The sequence below is a fragment of the Microbacterium endophyticum genome (assembly GCF_011047135.1).
Taxonomy (GTDB): Bacteria; Actinomycetota; Actinomycetes; order Actinomycetales; family Microbacteriaceae; genus Microbacterium; species Microbacterium endophyticum.
The window spans coordinates 39,516-55,085 of the sequence record NZ_CP049255.1 but is presented as its reverse complement, the minus strand read 5'-3'; the positions used below and the strand labels follow the sequence as shown (position 1 = coordinate 55,085).

Below are 15,570 nucleotides of genomic sequence, written 5' to 3'. Positions count from 1 at the left end.
GTATCACCAACCTCCACCAATCGGGCGCACGTCGCAGCGCACCGATGGTTTCGTGGAGGAAAGGAGATGCTCGAGAACTGGGTCTAGAGCCGATTCATCTTATCAGACGCCTCATGTCGAGCCGAGGATGCGGCGGATCTTCTCGAGTCGCGCGCTAATGTCGCGTTCTTGGCCGTGAGCAGTGGGTTCGTAGTAGCGGCGTCCACGAAGCTCTTCAGGGAGATATTGCTGGGCCACGACGCCGATGTCGCTGTCATGGGGATACTTGTAGCCTTTGCCGTGTCCGAGGCGCTTCGCGCCGGCGTAGTGCGCATCTCGCAGGTGGAGTGGCACAGAGCCAAAGCCGCCAGCCTTGACGTCTGCGATCGCCTTGTCGATGGCGAGATACGAAGCGTTCGATTTCGCGGCTGTGGCGAGGTATGTTGTGGCCTCCGCGAGCGGAATTCGGCCCTCGGGCATTCCAATGAACTGCACGGCGTCTGCCGCCGCGACTGCGATGTTCAGCGCAAGGGGGTCAGCTAACCCAATATCCTCCGATGCCGAAATAACCAGGCGTCGCGCGATGAAACGAGCATCTTCACCCGCCTCGATCATTCGAGCGAGGTAATGCAGCGCCGCGTCGGCATCGGAGCCTCTGATGGACTTGATGAACGCGCTGATGACGTCATAGTGTTCGTCGCCTTGGCGGTCGTAGCGCAAGAGCGCGCGATCAACGGCCTGGGCGATGTGCTCGGCTGAGATCATCGGCCGCGCCTCCGAGTCCGACGAAGCAGCAGAATCGCGATCCCCATCTGCAACGTCCGATTCGGAACTGGTTTCGTCTGACGGCGGAAGCTCAGCCATGGCTGCAGCAGCTTCTAAGGCGGTGAGTGCGCGCCGGGCATCACCCGACGCGAGCCGAATCAGTGCAGCACGCGCCTCGTCATCAAGAGCTATTGCCCCGGCGAGACCACGTGGGTCTTCGACTGCGCGGTCGATAAGACTGCCGAGGTCTTCGTCAGAGAGCGGTTGCAGGGTGAGGAGAAGCGAGCGTGAAAGCAGCGGTGAAATCACCGAGAACGACGGGTTTTCCGTCGTGGCTGCAATGAGGACGACCCAACCGTTCTCGACCCCAGGAAGAAGCGCATCCTGCTGAGCCTTCGTGAATCGATGGATCTCATCGAGGAACAGGATGGTGGACATTCCGTACATGTCCCGCTGAGTCAGTGCGTCTTGCATCACTTCGCGAACATCGCGTACGCCTGCGGTCACTGCCGATAGCTCGACAAAACGTCTGCCTGATGACCGGGCAATTGCCTGCGCCAACGTCGTCTTTCCGGTGCCCGGCGGGCCCCAGAGAATTACTGAGGTCGCAGCTGGACTTTTGGAGTCGGAGTCAGCGAGCGCCACCAGCGGGGAGCCTCTACGGAGAAGGTGGCGCTGTCCAGCAACCTCATCGAGAGAGACCGGTCTCATCCGCACTGCAAGCGGTGTTTGCCCGTGAAAGAGCGCAGAAGACATCCACACAGATTAGCTGTGCGTGCCGACATCAGGCAGATGCGTAAGATTTTCAACTACCTGTCGTCAATCTCGACAGCTACGGAGGGAGAGTCGGTGGCCAAGCAAGACCGTACGCGTGCCGAACGCGAGAGGGCCCGCATCTACGCCGGACGACTGCGGTTTCATTCCGATCAGGAGCTCCGGCGCCGCAGAGACAACCTCATGGCGAGCGTCTTCGGCGGAATTCTCATCGTCGCTCTCGCTGTCGGCCAGTACGCCTTCCATGTGGACGCTGACGGCGCATCGGATGCCAGCGCATCGCCCTCGCCCAGTGCAACAACACCAGCGGCCCCCATACTCATACCAACGCCCTAGCCGCGACGCGGCTCGGCTATCGAACCAAACTGGCCGACCCGTATAAGGTGGGGATGTCCTTTCCCCGCATACGGTGTGAGCCGCATTGAGGTGCCAACGTGACTGCTGACACAGACCCCACCAACGACAAGCCACTTTCGAGTGACGAGGTCGAGACGACAACTGCATCCCCGTGGGGCCGCGTCGACGACGACGGAACTGTCTCGGTGCGTACCGGCGATGACTGGCGAGTTGTGGGACAGTTCCCCGACTCTCCCCCGGCTGAGGCGCTTGCGTACTACGAGCGTAAGTACAACGATCTCGCGAGCGAGGTGACGCTGCTCGAAGTGCGTCATCGACGCGGCGGCGCGTCCGCATCAGATCTGCGCAGTGCTTCGAAGACTCTCCGCAAAAAACTGGTTGATGCTGCCGCTGTCGGCGACATCGCTGCGCTGGATGCCAGAGTCGTTGCGCTTGCCTCGTCGCTCGAAGCAGCATCCGCGAGCGAGGCGCAAGAAGCACGCGCTGCTGTCGATGCGGCCATTGCCGAGCGAACGGTGCTGGTTGAGCAGGCTGAAGCGCTGGCCGCTCGTGACCCGCAGACGGTGCAGTGGAAGCAGGCATCGGCCGAGCTTCAAGCGATGTTCGATAAATGGCAGACGCACCAGCAGAATGGCCCTCGGCTGCCGAAAGGTGCGGCTCAGGACCTGTGGAAGAGATTCCGTGACGCGCGAAGCACAGTCGAGAAGCATCGTCGCGAGTTTTTCGCAGAACTCGATGACACGCACAAGGGTGCGCGCGAACGTAAATCTCGTCTCGCCGAGCGTGCAGAAGCGCTCGCGCCGAAGGGCGAGGACGGCATTGCCGACTATCGCAATCTTCTCGACGAATGGAAAGCGGCCGGGCGCGCCGGCAAAAAAGTCGACGATGCTCTGTGGGCGCGCTTCAAGGCTGCAGGTGATGCCCTCTACGGAGCACGCGTACAGCGCGAAAGTGTTGAGGCTGAAGAGTCCAAAGAAAAGATCGCCGCTCGACGAGAACTTCTGGTTGAGGCGGCGACCGTCGCAGATGAGTCGAACATCGCTACCGCTCGTCAGCTGTTGACTAGTATCCAGCGCAAGTGGGACGACATCGGCCGCATCTTCCCTCGAGATCAAGAGCGCGCACTTGATGATGAGTTGCGGAAGATTGAACAGGCGCTGCGATCACGCGAAGAAGTCGACTGGAAACGCAACAATCCAGAGACCAAAGCCCGTGCCAACGACATGACACGCCAGCTCACGGACGCTATCGACAAGCTTGAAGCTGAACTCGCGTCCGCTGAAAAGTCGGGAGATGCGAGAAAGATCGCTGCCGCTCGCGAGGCGCTCGACGCACGCCGCGCCTGGCTGAAAGTCATCGGAGACTAGCTCTGGAACGGCGTGCGCACATTCTGTAGCGCACGCCGTTTATTCCACAGATGCGTCAGCAGCTGACCGGGGTAGAAGTGATCTGAGCAACGATTGCCCTTATGGCATCCCCGTTTCTCTATTTCGCAGACACTCGGCTTTCACTGGCAGAGCTGAGCGCAGCGCGGCTCGACGGTGACGTTGTCGAACTGGGCGAGGGCTTCATTCCCGCCGATGCAGTCGAGACGACTGCGCTGCGAGCTGCATCACTCGCTCCCCTTTTGCCGCCCGAGCTCGCGGCATCCCATCTCAGCGCCGCCTGGGTTCACGGAGCGATCGTTGAGGCACCACCGCGCCATACGGTGGTGCGTTCGGTCAGCCGGCGCCTTCACTTTCGCATAGGACGGCGATTTATCTATCGGGATGCGTTCGTTCCCGAGGGCGATCTCGAGAATTGGGCCGGTATCAAGGTGACGACACCGACGCGTACCGTCGTTGACCTGCTCCGAGGCGGTAGCGCAGAGTTCGCTGCCGCTGCAACAGCAATGATCTTGGCCGTACCTGAACGCCGAACCGCCGCTCTAGGCTGGATCGAAACTCACAACGCGCCATTTCCCTACAAACGCCGGGCAATCGCCTTCTTAAACGAATGCGCTGCTACGACGACGTGACACGATATACGTCGTATACCGCGTCAATTCGCCGAACCGCGTTCAGCACACGGTCGAGATGCACGGTGTCCCCCATCTCGAAGACGAACTTGCTGATCGCAAGGCGATCGTTGTTCGTTGCTACCGTCGCCGACAAAATATTGACGTGGTGCTCGCTAAGCACTCGGGTGACATCACTGAGTAGCCCAGCTCGGTCGAGCGCTTCGACCTGAATCTGAACGAGAAACACGCTCTTGGTGGTCGGAGCCCACTCCACATCGATCATGCGCTCAGGCTCGGTCATGAGGGTTTTTACGTTCGTGCAGTCTGCGCGGTGCACAGATACGCCGCTCCCCCGCGTCACGAACCCGACGATGTCGTCGCCCGGTACCGGTGTACAGCACTTCGCGACCTTGACCAGAATGTCGGGGGCACCGCGCACGAGAACACCGGAGTCGCCGTGACGGGGCGCGCGGCTCCTCCCGATCGTGGGGATATCGATCGGACCCGTCGTCGAGTCATCCGCCTTGACCATGGCGGTGACCTTCTCGAGCACCGACTGCGTCGACACATGGCCCTCGCCGACCGCGGCATAAAGAGCGGAAACGTCTTCATAATTGAGCTGATGCGCAAGCTCACTGAACGTATCTTCGGCCATCAACCGCTGCAACGGAAGGTTCTGTCGCCGCATCGCTCGGGCGATCGACTCCTTGCCCTGTTCGATGGCTTCTTCACGACGTTCTTTCGTGAACCAACCGCGAATCTTATTGCGAGCGCGAGTGCTCCTGACGAAGCCCAGCCAGTCTTGGCTCGGGCCTGCGTCCGGGTTCTTCGATGTGAAGACTTCTACGACATCGCCGCTCGTCAGCTCTGATTCCAGCGGAACGAGGCGCCCGTTGACCTTTGCACCCATCGTGCGGTGCCCGACCTCGGTATGCACGGCATACGCGAAGTCAACAGGAGTCGCGCCGGCGGGAAGACCGATAACGCGACCCTTTGGCGTGAAGACGTAAACCTCTTTGGCGCCTATCTCGAAGCGCAAAGAGTCGAGGAATTCACCGGGGTCGGCGGTCTCGGCTTGCCAATCGGAGATGTGAGCCAACCACGCCATGTCGTTGTCCGCGGTCCTGGTGTCCGCTGTCTTGCCTGCCATCCGCTCTTTGTACTTCCAGTGAGCCGCCACACCGAACTCGGCTTGCTGGTGCATCTCATTGGTACGGATCTGGATCTCCACGGTACGGCCGCTCGGGCCGATCACGGTGGTGTGTAGCGACTGGTACAGATTGAACTTGGGCGTCGCGATGTAGTCCTTGAAGCGACCAGGGAGCGGAGTCCAGCGAGCATGTATGGCGCCCAAAACGGCATAGCAGTCCCGCACGGTTCCGACGATGATCCGAATTCCGATCAGGTCATAGATGTCATCGAATTCCCGGCCTCGGACGATCATCTTTTGATAGACCGAGTAGAGCTGTTTCGGGCGCCCAGCGACGCGACCCTTTATTCGTAGCTCGCGGAGGTCTTTCTCGACATCGTCGATGACGTGACCCACATATTGCTCTCGCTGCGGTGTTCGCTGTTTTACAAGGCTGTCGATCTCGACGTAGATCTTGGGGTGGAGCACAGCGAAAGAAAGATCTTCGAGCTCCGACTTGATCGCCTGAATACCGAGACGGTTTGCCAAGGGTGCATAGATCTCAAGAGTCTCAGTGGCCTTCTTCGATGCCTTTTCCGGAGGCACAAAACCCCACGTTCGAGCGTTATGGAGACGGTCTGCCAGTTTGATGAGGAGAACCCGGATGTCGCGCGACATCGCGACGATCATCTTTCGAACTGTCTCGGCCTGGGCCGCGTCGCCGTACTTGACTTTGTCGAGCTTGGTGACGCCATCGACGAGCATCGCGACTTCATCGCCGAACTCGGCGGTCAGCTCATCAAGGCCATACCCGGTGTCTTCCACGGTGTCGTGCAACAGCGCTGCGGCAATCGCCTTCGGCCCGAGGCCCAGCTCAGCAAGAATCTGAGCGACAGCGAGGGGGTGAGTGATGTATGGCTCACCGCTCTGACGCTTTTGATCCTTGTGCGCTCGCTCGGCAACGACATAGGCCCTTTTGATGATCGTGAGATCACCCTTGGGATGGTGCACACGGACGGCCCGTTCCAGATGTTCAACATCGTTTACGCGGTTGGCGCGCGAAAATATCCGAGGAATAAGCCTACGAAGCGATGAGTTTGGCGTGGCGCCTGGAACCGTCTCAGCCATCAGACTACCTCCGCCCTCGCTCGAGGTGGATCAATCCTAATCCCGAATTCAGACCGCCGGCGGCGTTCACGCGTTGTCGCGCGCCTTCGCTCGGGCGGCCAATACCCGCGCATCTCGTGTCTTGATCTTCGGCTCGCTCTCGCGGAAGTACGAGTACAACGGTGCCGCGACAAACAGCGTCGAGTATGCGGCGACGATTGTGCCCACGAAGATCGAGAGCGAGATATCCGTGAGGGTCTGCGCGCCCAGCGCGAACGCGCCGATGAAAAGAATCGCTCCTGTCGGCAAGATAGCGACGACAGTCGTATTGATTGAGCGAATCAGAGTCTGGTTCACCGCGAGGTTGACCGAATCTCCGAACGTTCGCTCCGAGACTTCGCCGTCTTCACGGGTGTTCTCTCGAATCTTGTCGAACACGACTGTCGTGTCGTATAGCGAGTACGACAGCACAGTGAGGAATCCGATCACCGCCGCTGGAGAGATTGCGAAACCACACAGCGCATAGACGCCCACAGTGATGATGAGCACGTCGACTACACCGATGACAGCCGCGGCTGACATCTTCCAGGTACGGAAGTAGAGCGCGAGGATCAAGAACGTCAGAGCCAGGAAGATACCCAGGCCCCAGAGCGACTGACGTGTGACGTCATTACCCCAAGAAGGACCGATGAACGACGCAGTGACTTCGGACGTCGGCACCGAGTAAGCCTCAGCAAGCGCATTGGTAACCTGCTGCGTCTGGTCGGCTGTCATCTGGTCGGTCTGCAACCGTACGGCAGTACTTCCCACCGTGGTGACCTTGGTAGTGGCATCCGGCACAACCGTCTGGACAGCTGTCGTCGCGTCGTCTTGGTTCGGATTGGATAGCCCCGTCACCGTGAATTGTGATCCGCCAGTGAACTCAATCGAAAGCTGGATTGGCTGGAAGAGCGGTACCAGCGCAGACCCGACGACAAGGATTGCGGCGATGAGGAACCACAGTCGGCGACGGCCGACAAAGGGAAAAGACGTCTTTCCCGAGTAGAGATCGTTGCCGACCTGGCTCATGGAGCGCATCAGCTTTCGCCCTTCTTCGACTTTGAAGCCGCGTCTGTGTTCTCGAGCTCCGCGGCGCGCTTGCGTTCGGCGATGGTCTGGCGTCTTTCGGCCTCGCCACGAGAGCGTGACGTGCGACCTGTTGCTACCGCTGTGGGCGCACGGAACTGAGCGCGACCGCGATACACCGCACCGAGCGCCGTGGGATCAAGGCCGGAAAGCGGATGACCAGACCCGAAGAACCTGGTTCGTGCGAGGAGCTGGAGCACAGGGTGAGTGAACAAGATGAAGATCAGGATGTCGATGGCCGTAGTGAGACCAAGGGTGAATGCAAAGCCCTTCACCGTGGAATCAGCCAGGATGTAGAGCACCACGGCCGCAAGGATATTCACCGACTTCGAGATGTAGATCGTGCGCTTCGCTCGACCCCAGCCGTCCTCCACGGCCGCAGTGATCGACTTGCCATCTCTCAATTCATCTCGTATTCGTTCGAAATACACGATGAACGAGTCCGCTGTGAATCCGATGGTGACGATTAGTCCGGCTACACCTGCGAGGGACAGCCGGAAGCCCATGCGCCACGCCAGGATGCATAGCGCGATGTAGGTGAGAACCGCCATAACCGCAAGGGAAGCGATGATGATCGAACCGAGAGCTCGGTAGACAACGAGCGAGTACAGGGCGACCAGGGCGAGACCGATGAGCCCGGCAATAAACCCGATCTGCAACTGCTGAGAACCGAGTGTTGCCGAGATCGTATCGGAGCTCACGACGGCGAAGCTGAGCGGAAGCGCACCGTACTTGAGCTGGTCCGCGAGGCTTTGCGCGCTCTCCTGCGTGAAGCTTCCAGAAATCTGAGGCTTACCGTCGAGAATCACGCCGTTCATCGATGGCGCCGACAAAACTTTGCCGTCGAGCACGAAGGCGAACTGGTTGAGCGGTGAAGTTTCGTTGTAGAGGCGCTGGCTGATTTCGCCGAACGTGCTTGTTCCTTCGCCATCGAACGTGATGTTGATGACCCACTGCCCGTTCTGGGAATTTATCCCTGCAGTCGCATCGTCGATCGAGGTTCCATCGAGCTCGACGGGGCCGAGGATGTATTTGGCCGTACCGTCCTCATCACAGGTGATGAGCGGCTCATCCGTCGGCGCGCTGCCTGGCGAATTGTTCTGATCAGCGCAGTCGTACGCGAGGAACTCGGCCTGCAGCGCCGGAGTGATCCAGCTCGTGTCGCTGCCGTTGGTTGGCGAGGTCGTCGGAGTCGACTCCAGCGACGGGTCGGGTGTGGGGTACGGAGTTGCCGTGTTGTCGTCGCCGATATACGTGGTCGCGGGTGAGCCGCTGTACAGGACGGGTCGCAACTGCAACTGAGCGGACGCTTGAATCCGCTCTCGCGTCTGCTCGTCTGCTTCGCCCGGGATCTGGACGACGATGTTCTTGCCGCCCTCCGTGGTGACATCTGCTTCGCCGACGCCCGAGGCGTCGACGCGCTGGCGGATGATCGTGACCGCCTGATTCAGCTGTTCGCTGGTCGGGTCGGCACCGTCTTCGGTCTGGGCCTGCAGAATGATCTGCGTTCCGCCCTGAAGGTCTAGCGCCAGATCAGGAGTCCAAGCGCTTCCCTTGAAGACATAAACGCCTAGTGCATTGATGCCGAAAAGCACGCCGGTGATGATCAGAAGGCCGGTCAGCGCACGCCAAGCGTGCCGGACGGGGGTGGATGTCGCCACGGAGGTTCAGCTTTCTCGAGAAAGAAGGGCGGGGAGACCCGACTCAGACCTCGGGGTTGTCTTTCTTCTCTGCGTTCGCACGCTTCTGGTCATCGCTAATCGAGGTGATCTCACCATCGGCAACGCCTTCGATGTATCCCTCTTCAGATACTTCTGCGTCGATGAACTCGTCTTCTGTGACGAATCCCGTGGCAGGGTTCACTACGCGAAGGATTGCCTGGCTGTGTACCCGAATAATCGTGCCCGGTGCGATTTCGACGTGCGCAGGCTCGTCGAGATTTTCTGCGTCGTACTCGACGATCGTGCCGTAGATGCCGCCCTGAAGAAGTACCTCGGATCCGGGGACGGTTTCACGTGCCTTTGCTTCCTGCTCCAGCTTCTGCTTCTGCATGCGGCGGCGCGAGCTCCAGAACATGAACACGAGCAGGACTACCAGCAGAATAATCAGACCGTAATTGGCAAAGAATGACGCGAAATCCATGGAGGAAATGGGCCTTTCGGATCAGGCGCATCGCGAGGCGATGACAAGAGAAGGAATTCGGGCGAAAGCCTTCAGCGATTATAGGTCATCGAGAGTCACTGCCCCGTCCGGGTGGTGAACCCCGAGGTGTGCGTAGGCCTCCGGCATCGCGATTCTGCCTCGTGGCGAGCGGCCGAGAAATCCGATCCGCACTAGATATGGTTCGACAACTGACTCGATGGTGTCGGATTCCTCACCAACCGCGACCGCGAGAGTGTTGAGCCCCACCGGACCACCTCTGAACCGTCGAACAACCATGTCAAGGACGGCGCGGTCGAGCCGGTCGAGCCCAATGGAGTCCACGTCGTAAAGATCGAGCGCAGCATCTACGAGCGCAACATCGACTGTGCCATCACGACCGGCGTCATGGCCATGTACGACGAGGTAGTCGCGTACTCGACGGAGCAGGCGATTAGCGATGCGCGGAGTACCCCGCGAACGCCGGGCGATTTCCAAGCGAGCACTCGCGGGCAGATCGACACTCAGCATTGCTGCAGAGCGCGCAACAACTTGTTCGAGCTCGGAGGTCTCGTAGAACTCCAGGTGGCCTGTGAAACCGAATCGGTCGCGGAGCGGATTGGGCAACATGCCTGAGCGCGTAGTAGCACCGACGAGCGTGAAGGGCGCGAGATCAAGCGGGATGCTGGTCGCACCAGCGCCCTTTCCGACCATGATGTCGATTCGAAAGTCTTCCATCGCGAGATAAAGCATCTCTTCTGCGGCGCGGGCCATCCGATGGATCTCGTCGATGAAGAGCACCTCCCCCGGTGTCAGGCTCGAAAGTAGTGCTGCGAGGTCGCCAGCATGCTGGATCGCTGGACCACTCGACATCCGGAGCGGACGCTGGCTTTCGTGGGCGACGATCATCGCGAGCGTCGTCTTGCCGAGGCCGGGCGGGCCGGCCAACAGAATGTGATCCGCGGGGCGCTGCTGAATACGTGCCGCGTCGAGAAGTAGCTGAAGTTGACCGCGAACCTTTTGTTGGCCGATGAATTCAGCGAGCGCAGCCGGGCGCAACGCGCCTTCGATCGCGAGCTCGCTATCGTCTACCGGTTCCGCAGCATCGGTGAGATCACCCATCGCCCATCTCCTTACGTGCGGGACCCAACTCGGCAAGGGTAGTGCGCAGGAGCGAAGAAACTGTCGCAGACGTTGGAGCGGAGCCCGAGCTCACGACTCGCGCCACGGCTTCGTCGGCGACTCGTTCTGACCAGCCGAGTCCCACAAGTGCGGCGATCACCTGAGCTGAGATGTCAGTTTTCGGCTGCAGGTTTTGTCCGGCAGCGGACGCCGTAGCCACAAGCTTGCCCGCAAGTTGAACAACGATAAGTTTGGCAGTCTTGGGTCCGATGCCGGATACGCGGCGAAAGGCTGCGTCGTCGTCAGCATCGATGGCTTGGGCAATTTGCGGAACGGTCAGATGTGAGAGAACTCCGAGAGCTGACTTGGGTCCGACGCCCGACACTCCGAGCAGCAGCGAGAATGCGGCCAGTTCGTCGCGGGATTCAAATCCGAAAAGTGACATCGAGTCTTCGCGGACGATCATCATCGTGTGAACGAAAACTTCCGATCCTTGGGAGACGACTCTTGTGAGCGCGGGTGTCGCTGAGACTGAATAGCCGACTCCACCCACGTCGATGACGAGAGCATCATCTGCAACATGCACGACGGTGCCGCGGAGGGAAGCAATCATGATCCCACTCTATGGAATGGAGACGAACATTTGTTCGACCGACACGCTTTAGCGACGTGTCAGCCGCTCCGCATCTGCCCACGCGCGTTGGGCCGGAGTAAGCGCTCCGTTGGCAGTGGTTGCGCGCGGGCCAGACCGCCACGCGTGGCAGAGCGCGAGCGCGAGCGCATCGGCCGCGTCCGCCGGCTGCGGGAGAGTGTCTAGGCGAAGTATTCGAGCCACCATTGTCTGTACCTGGAGCTTGTCAGCCCCGCCGTATCCGGTAACTGCTGCTTTCACTTCCGTTGGTGTGTGAGTCGCAGCGGGCAAGTCGCTTTCTGCTGCGATCAGCAATGCGATTCCGGAAGCTTGAGCTGTTCCCATGACGGTACTGCGGTTCTGTTGCGAGAAAACTCGCTCAACTGCGACGACATCCGGACGATGTTCAGCTATCGCAGTACGGATACCGGCCGCGATCGTGGCGAGACGCCGCTCGATGGGCGCATCCGCAGCGGAGCGAACGACCCCGACATAGACGAGGGATGCCGAACGATTGCTGGCGACATCCACGATGCCGACTCCGCACCGGGTGAGACCCGGGTCGATACCAAGAACGCGAAGATGTCCAGCCATCCTTCTACGCTACGTCCGGCCTACCTGGCCGCAGTCCAGGCGCGCCCTATTCCTCGTCGTTCTCGAGCTCAGCCTGCACTTCCGGCGTGAGGTCAAAATTGCTGAAGATGTTCTGCACATCGTCGCTGTCTTCGAGCGCGTCGATCAGTCGGAACACCTTGCGCGCGGTGTCGGCATCTACCTCCACCTTCAAACTGGGTACGAATTCGACATCAGCTGACTCGTAGTCGAGCCCAGCTGCCTGCAGTGCAACACGAACGCTCACGAGATCGGATGCATCAGCGATGACTTCGAATCCCTGCGCGTGTGGTTCCACTTCTTCAGCGCCCGCTTCGAGCGCGGCAAGCATGACATCGTCTTCGGTCGTGCCCTCGCCTGAGACGACGATGACACCCTTGCGTGAGAAGTTGTACGCGACTGAGCCTGGGTCCGCCAGTGTCCCGCCGTTGCGCGAAAGTGTTGTGCGTACCTCAGCTGCGGCACGATTTTTGTTATCAGTGAGGCACTCGATGAGAAGAGCGACGCCATTGGGGCCGTAGCCTTCGTACATGATCGTGACGTATTCGATCGACTCGCCCGAGATGCCAGCGCCTCGTTTGATGGCGCGGTCAATGTTGTCGTTAGGGACCGAGGTCTTTTTCGCCTTCTGTACCGCGTCGTACAGCGTGGGGTTGCCGGTCAGGTCTGCTCCACCAAGCTTGGCGGCGACTTCAATGTTCTTAATCAGCTTCGCGAACGACTTCGCACGGCGCCCGTCGATGACGGCCTTCTTGTGTTTGGTCGTTGCCCACTTGGAATGTCCGGACATAAAACCCCCGCTCGTGTTCTTCGGCCGGAAAGGCCACAGACGATTCTAGTTCAGGTCGAAGGCGCGCTCTTGTGCATGGTCGCGAGGATTCGCTCCACGGTACGAACATTCCGCGTTGTTGTCGTGGGTTTGTAACGGGTTCGTGTGAGCACCTTCGCCAGCGGCGTGTCGGTTGAGCGGCCTTTCACAGGCCACCAGTAGAGCACGCTTTCGCCGGGGGAAACGGCCTCGGCTGCGCTTCGAGGGGAACCAATACCGGCCAGCAATGAATCCACGACATCTACGTCGGAGCAGAAGACGATGTAAGGCTGTCGAGACGTGTCGGTCGCATCGAACGGGAACTCGCTCAGGGCACTCGCGATCTCAGCGGTTGTTCGAGTATGCACGTGAGCGTCGTACGAGAACCGGGTGTGAAGCGCGTCTTCGATCCTCGTCTCGAGTTGTTGCCGCGTGAGTGTGCCAGTGGGCTCTTCAAAAATCATGTTTCCGCTCGCGAGGACTGCTGTGAGCCGGGTGAGGCCGAGTCCGCGGAATACTTCCAGAAGCTCTGCGCTCTTCACATTGACGCCGCCGACGTTTACGCCGCGCAACAGCGCAACCCACAGTGTCATGGGCTGGCCCTATGCCGAACGCACGAGATCGAGGAAGTACTCGTGAAAGCGGTAGTCCCCCGTCACCTCCGGGTGAAACGATGTTCCCGTGAGATGAGCTTGCCGAACCGCAACGACGCGTCCATCTTCAAGTGACGCGAGGGCTTCAGCACGCGGCCCTAACGCTTCGACGATCGGAGCGCGAATGAACACAGCGTGCATATCCGGCGTACCCAGCGCCGGTACTGCGACGCGTGTTTCAAACGAATCTGCTTGACTCCCGAAAGCGTTCCGGCGCACCGTCACGTCGAGCCCGCCGAACGTTTGCTGACCCGCGATTCCATCGGTAATCCGATCCGCAAGCAAGATGAGCCCGGCACACGTCCCATACATGGGCATGCCGTCGGCAATTGCGGCTTTGATCGGTTCCTGCATCCCGAATAGACGCGCGAGCTTATCGATAACGCTCGATTCGCCGCCCGGGAGCACAAGGCCGGAAACCGACGACAGCTCGGCGGGCCGCCGCACAAGGGTCACATCGGCCCCGAGGTTCGTCAGTACGAGTTCGTGCTCACGAACATCTCCCTGCAGGGCGAGAACGCCAACGCGTGGCTTACCAGCCACGCTCAGCGAGGCGGTGGGGCGCCGCCAGGTCACTGACGTTGATGCCGACCATGGCTTCACCGAGGCCGCGGGAGGCTTCGGTCACCACTGCGGGGTCATCGAAGAAGGTTGTCGCCTTCACGATGGCGGCGGCGCGCTCCGCGGGATTTCCGGACTTGAAGATTCCAGAACCCACGAACACGCCATCTGCACCGAGCTGCATCATCATGGCGGCGTCGGCGGGTGTCGCCACTCCCCCGGCGGTGAAGAGCACAACGGGAAGTTTGCCGGTCTCCGCAATTTCTGCGACGAGCTCGTACGGAGCCTGCAGATCCTTGGCAGCGACGTACAGCTCATCTTTTGTCATCGAACGGAGAGTGTTGATCTCGCCCGTGATCTTTCGGATGTGTTTCGTTGCTTCGGACACATCCCCGGTCCCGGCCTCGCCCTTGGACCGGATCATGGCGGCACCCTCGTTGATCCGACGAAGGGCCTCGCCAAGATTGGTCGCGCCGCACACGAACGGAACCGTGTAGCCCCATTTATCGATGTGGTTCACGTAGTCAGCCGGCGAGAGCACCTCTGACTCATCGATGTAGTCGACACCGAGTTGCTGCAAAACCTGCGCCTCGACGAAATGACCGATGCGTGCTTTGGCCATGACCGGGATCGACACAGTGGCGATGATCTCGTCGATCAAGTCGGGGTCACTCATGCGTGCAACGCCGCCCTGGGCACGAATGTCGGCGGGAACGCGCTCGAGCGCCATGACAGCGACTGCTCCGGCATCCTCTGCGATCTTTGCTTGCTCTGCGGTGACGACGTCCATGATGACGCCACCCTTGAGCATCTCTGCGAGGCCGCGCTTAACGCGTCGTGATCCGTGCTGTGCTTCACTCTGAGGCGTGCTGTCCGTCATACGTCAGATTCTATTCCGATGGTGAGGCGCGAGGCGACCGCGCATGACGCGCAGAGAAATGCGAAGATCGTCCGATGAAGATTCTCTCGATTCAGTCCGCGGTCGCTTACGGCCACGTGGGAAACTCTGCGGCGGTGTTTCCCCTGCAGCGTATTGGTGTCGAGGTACTGCCCGTCTACACAGTAAATTTCTCGAACCACACCGGATACGGTTCCTGGCGGGGACCTCTCATTTCTCCTGATGACGTGCGCGAGGTCATCACCGGTATCGAAGAGCGCGGCGTGCTCTCCGAGATCGACGTTGTCTTGTCGGGTTATCAGGGTGGAGAGGGCATCGGCGAGGTCATCATCGACGCTGTGGCTCGGGTCAAAGCTGCCAACCCCACCGCGATCTACGCATGCGATCCCGTTATGGGAAATGCGAAATCGGGATGCTTCGTGGCCCCCGCTATTCCGCAGCTCCTTCGGGAGCGCGTCGTGCCCGCCGCGGACATCATCACTCCAAATCAATTCGAACTCGGCTATCTCACCGGAACGGAACCGAAAACTCTCAAGGAGACGCTGGCCGCCGTCGATGTCGCTCGCGCGATGGGACCGAGTGCGGTTTTGGTGACCAGCGTCGAGCAACCACACCGCGATTCCAGCACGATCGAAATGCTCGCGGTCGATGAGCGGGGCGCTTGGATCGTGGAAACTCCGCTTTTGCCGATGAAGGCGAATGGGTCCGGCGATGTAACGGCCGCGCTCTTCACGGCTCACTATCGTTCGTCGCGCGACGCCTCCGATGCGCTCGCGCGCACCACATCGAGCGTGTTCGACCTGCTGGAACGCACGCATCTGTCGTGTGAACGTGAGTTGCAGCTCGTTGAGGCGCAGGAGTCATATGCTCACCCGCGCATGCAGTTCTCTGCCCGACAAGTGCGCTGAGCG

The 15,570-nt window shown here is 60.1% G+C and carries 16 protein-coding genes; 4 read left to right on the top strand and 12 right to left on the bottom strand.

The genetic code is table 11. The features are described from left to right. Positions 1 to 111 precede the first annotated feature (111 nt). Positions 112 to 1,500 carry a replication-associated recombination protein A gene (locus tag G6N83_RS00275; protein ID WP_165138167.1) on the bottom strand — a complete coding sequence of 463 codons (1,389 nt, stop codon included), beginning with the start codon at positions 1,498 to 1,500 and terminating at the stop codon, positions 112 to 114. A 93-nt stretch (positions 1,501 to 1,593) separates the two neighbouring features. Here G6N83_RS00275 and G6N83_RS00270 point away from each other — a divergent pair, with 93 nt between their 5' ends. The 3 genes from G6N83_RS00270 to G6N83_RS00260 all read left to right on the top strand — a co-directional run bounded on the left by G6N83_RS00270 (position 1,594) and on the right by G6N83_RS00260 (position 3,892). Continuing rightward, entirely contained in the window at positions 1,594 to 1,854 is a 261-nt protein-coding gene (locus tag G6N83_RS00270; RefSeq protein ID WP_165138165.1) for a dioxygenase, read from the top strand. 98 nt (positions 1,855 to 1,952) lie between these two features. Beyond that, positions 1,953 to 3,242 carry a DUF349 domain-containing protein gene (locus tag G6N83_RS00265; protein WP_165138163.1) on the top strand — a complete coding sequence of 430 codons (1,290 nt, stop codon included), beginning with the start codon at positions 1,953 to 1,955 and terminating at the stop codon, positions 3,240 to 3,242. Positions 3,243 to 3,343: 101 nt separating this feature from the next. Then, positions 3,344 to 3,892: a type IV toxin-antitoxin system AbiEi family antitoxin gene (locus tag G6N83_RS00260; protein WP_165138161.1), complete on the top strand. Its 549-nt coding sequence runs from the start codon at positions 3,344 to 3,346 to the stop codon at positions 3,890 to 3,892. Here G6N83_RS00260 and G6N83_RS00255 read toward each other — a convergent pair. The 11 genes from G6N83_RS00255 to pdxS all read right to left on the bottom strand — a co-directional run bounded on the left by G6N83_RS00255 (position 3,879) and on the right by pdxS (position 14,641). Then, complete coding sequence (locus G6N83_RS00255; protein WP_165138159.1) at positions 3,879 to 6,131, bottom strand: RelA/SpoT family protein; 2,253 nt, start codon at positions 6,129 to 6,131, stop codon at positions 3,879 to 3,881. The genes G6N83_RS00260 and G6N83_RS00255 overlap by 14 nt on opposite strands. Before the next feature lie 66 nt (positions 6,132 to 6,197). Beyond that, positions 6,198 to 7,187 (bottom strand): protein translocase subunit SecF, encoded by a 990-nt coding sequence (gene secF / locus G6N83_RS00250; protein ID WP_165138157.1) that lies wholly within the window; start codon positions 7,185 to 7,187, stop codon positions 6,198 to 6,200. Then, complete coding sequence (secD, locus tag G6N83_RS00245) at positions 7,187 to 8,896, bottom strand: protein translocase subunit SecD (RefSeq protein WP_165138155.1); 1,710 nt, start codon at positions 8,894 to 8,896, stop codon at positions 7,187 to 7,189. Before secD ends, secF begins: the two co-directional genes overlap by 1 nt. Before the next feature lie 43 nt (positions 8,897 to 8,939). Next, positions 8,940 to 9,377, bottom strand: a complete 438-nt coding sequence (locus G6N83_RS00240; RefSeq protein ID WP_165138153.1) for a preprotein translocase subunit YajC — start codon at positions 9,375 to 9,377, stop codon at positions 8,940 to 8,942. Positions 9,378 to 9,455: 78 nt separating this feature from the next. Next, positions 9,456 to 10,496, bottom strand: coding sequence for a Holliday junction branch migration DNA helicase RuvB (ruvB, locus tag G6N83_RS00235; protein WP_165138151.1), 1,041 nt, complete (start codon positions 10,494 to 10,496; stop codon positions 9,456 to 9,458). Beyond that, positions 10,489 to 11,109, bottom strand: a complete 621-nt coding sequence (ruvA, locus tag G6N83_RS00230; protein WP_165138149.1) for a Holliday junction branch migration protein RuvA — start codon at positions 11,107 to 11,109, stop codon at positions 10,489 to 10,491. The genes ruvB and ruvA overlap by 8 nt, the downstream gene beginning before the upstream one ends. Before the next feature lie 48 nt (positions 11,110 to 11,157). Further along, positions 11,158 to 11,721: a crossover junction endodeoxyribonuclease RuvC gene (ruvC, locus tag G6N83_RS00225; RefSeq protein WP_165138147.1), complete on the bottom strand. Its 564-nt coding sequence runs from the start codon at positions 11,719 to 11,721 to the stop codon at positions 11,158 to 11,160. A 46-nt stretch (positions 11,722 to 11,767) separates the two neighbouring features. Beyond that, positions 11,768 to 12,529 (bottom strand): YebC/PmpR family DNA-binding transcriptional regulator, encoded by a 762-nt coding sequence (locus G6N83_RS00220; protein ID WP_165138145.1) that lies wholly within the window; start codon positions 12,527 to 12,529, stop codon positions 11,768 to 11,770. A 50-nt stretch (positions 12,530 to 12,579) separates the two neighbouring features. Next, on the bottom strand, positions 12,580 to 13,140 hold the full coding sequence (locus G6N83_RS00215) for a DUF1697 domain-containing protein (RefSeq protein WP_165138143.1): 561 nt from the start codon (positions 13,138 to 13,140) through the stop codon (positions 12,580 to 12,582). Between the two features lie 9 nt (positions 13,141 to 13,149). Continuing rightward, positions 13,150 to 13,743 (bottom strand): pyridoxal 5'-phosphate synthase glutaminase subunit PdxT, encoded by a 594-nt coding sequence (gene pdxT, locus G6N83_RS00210; RefSeq protein WP_183408476.1) that lies wholly within the window; start codon positions 13,741 to 13,743, stop codon positions 13,150 to 13,152. Then, positions 13,733 to 14,641: a pyridoxal 5'-phosphate synthase lyase subunit PdxS gene (gene pdxS, locus G6N83_RS00205; protein WP_165138141.1), complete on the bottom strand. Its 909-nt coding sequence runs from the start codon at positions 14,639 to 14,641 to the stop codon at positions 13,733 to 13,735. The genes pdxT and pdxS overlap by 11 nt, the downstream gene beginning before the upstream one ends. 74 nt (positions 14,642 to 14,715) lie before the next feature. On the opposite strand from pdxS, the gene pdxY reads away from it, so the two are divergent. Then, positions 14,716 to 15,567, top strand: a complete 852-nt coding sequence (gene pdxY / locus G6N83_RS00200; protein WP_165138139.1) for a pyridoxal kinase PdxY — start codon at positions 14,716 to 14,718, stop codon at positions 15,565 to 15,567. Positions 15,568 to 15,570: the final 3 nt, after the last annotated feature.

Coding starts and splice junctions, on each gene's coding strand:
- G6N83_RS00275 (WP_165138167.1), bottom strand. CDS start 1,500: ATGTCTTCTGCGCTCTTTCACGGGCAAACACCGCTTGCAGTGCGGATG.
- G6N83_RS00260 (WP_165138161.1), top strand. CDS start 3,344: ATGGCATCCCCGTTTCTCTATTTCGCAGACACTCGGCTTTCACTGGCA.
- G6N83_RS00255 (WP_165138159.1), bottom strand. CDS start 6,131: ATGGCTGAGACGGTTCCAGGCGCCACGCCAAACTCATCGCTTCGTAGG.
- secF (WP_165138157.1), bottom strand. CDS start 7,187: ATGCGCTCCATGAGCCAGGTCGGCAACGATCTCTACTCGGGAAAGACG.
- G6N83_RS00240 (WP_165138153.1), bottom strand. CDS start 9,377: ATGGATTTCGCGTCATTCTTTGCCAATTACGGTCTGATTATTCTGCTG.
- ruvB (WP_165138151.1), bottom strand. CDS start 10,496: ATGGGTGATCTCACCGATGCTGCGGAACCGGTAGACGATAGCGAGCTC.
- ruvA (WP_165138149.1), bottom strand. CDS start 11,109: ATGATTGCTTCCCTCCGCGGCACCGTCGTGCATGTTGCAGATGATGCT.
- ruvC (WP_165138147.1), bottom strand. CDS start 11,721: ATGGCTGGACATCTTCGCGTTCTTGGTATCGACCCGGGTCTCACCCGG.
- G6N83_RS00220 (WP_165138145.1), bottom strand. CDS start 12,529: ATGTCCGGACATTCCAAGTGGGCAACGACCAAACACAAGAAGGCCGTC.
- G6N83_RS00215 (WP_165138143.1), bottom strand. CDS start 13,140: ATGACACTGTGGGTTGCGCTGTTGCGCGGCGTAAACGTCGGCGGCGTC.
- pdxS (WP_165138141.1), bottom strand. CDS start 14,641: ATGACGGACAGCACGCCTCAGAGTGAAGCACAGCACGGATCACGACGC.
- pdxY (WP_165138139.1), top strand. CDS start 14,716: ATGAAGATTCTCTCGATTCAGTCCGCGGTCGCTTACGGCCACGTGGGA.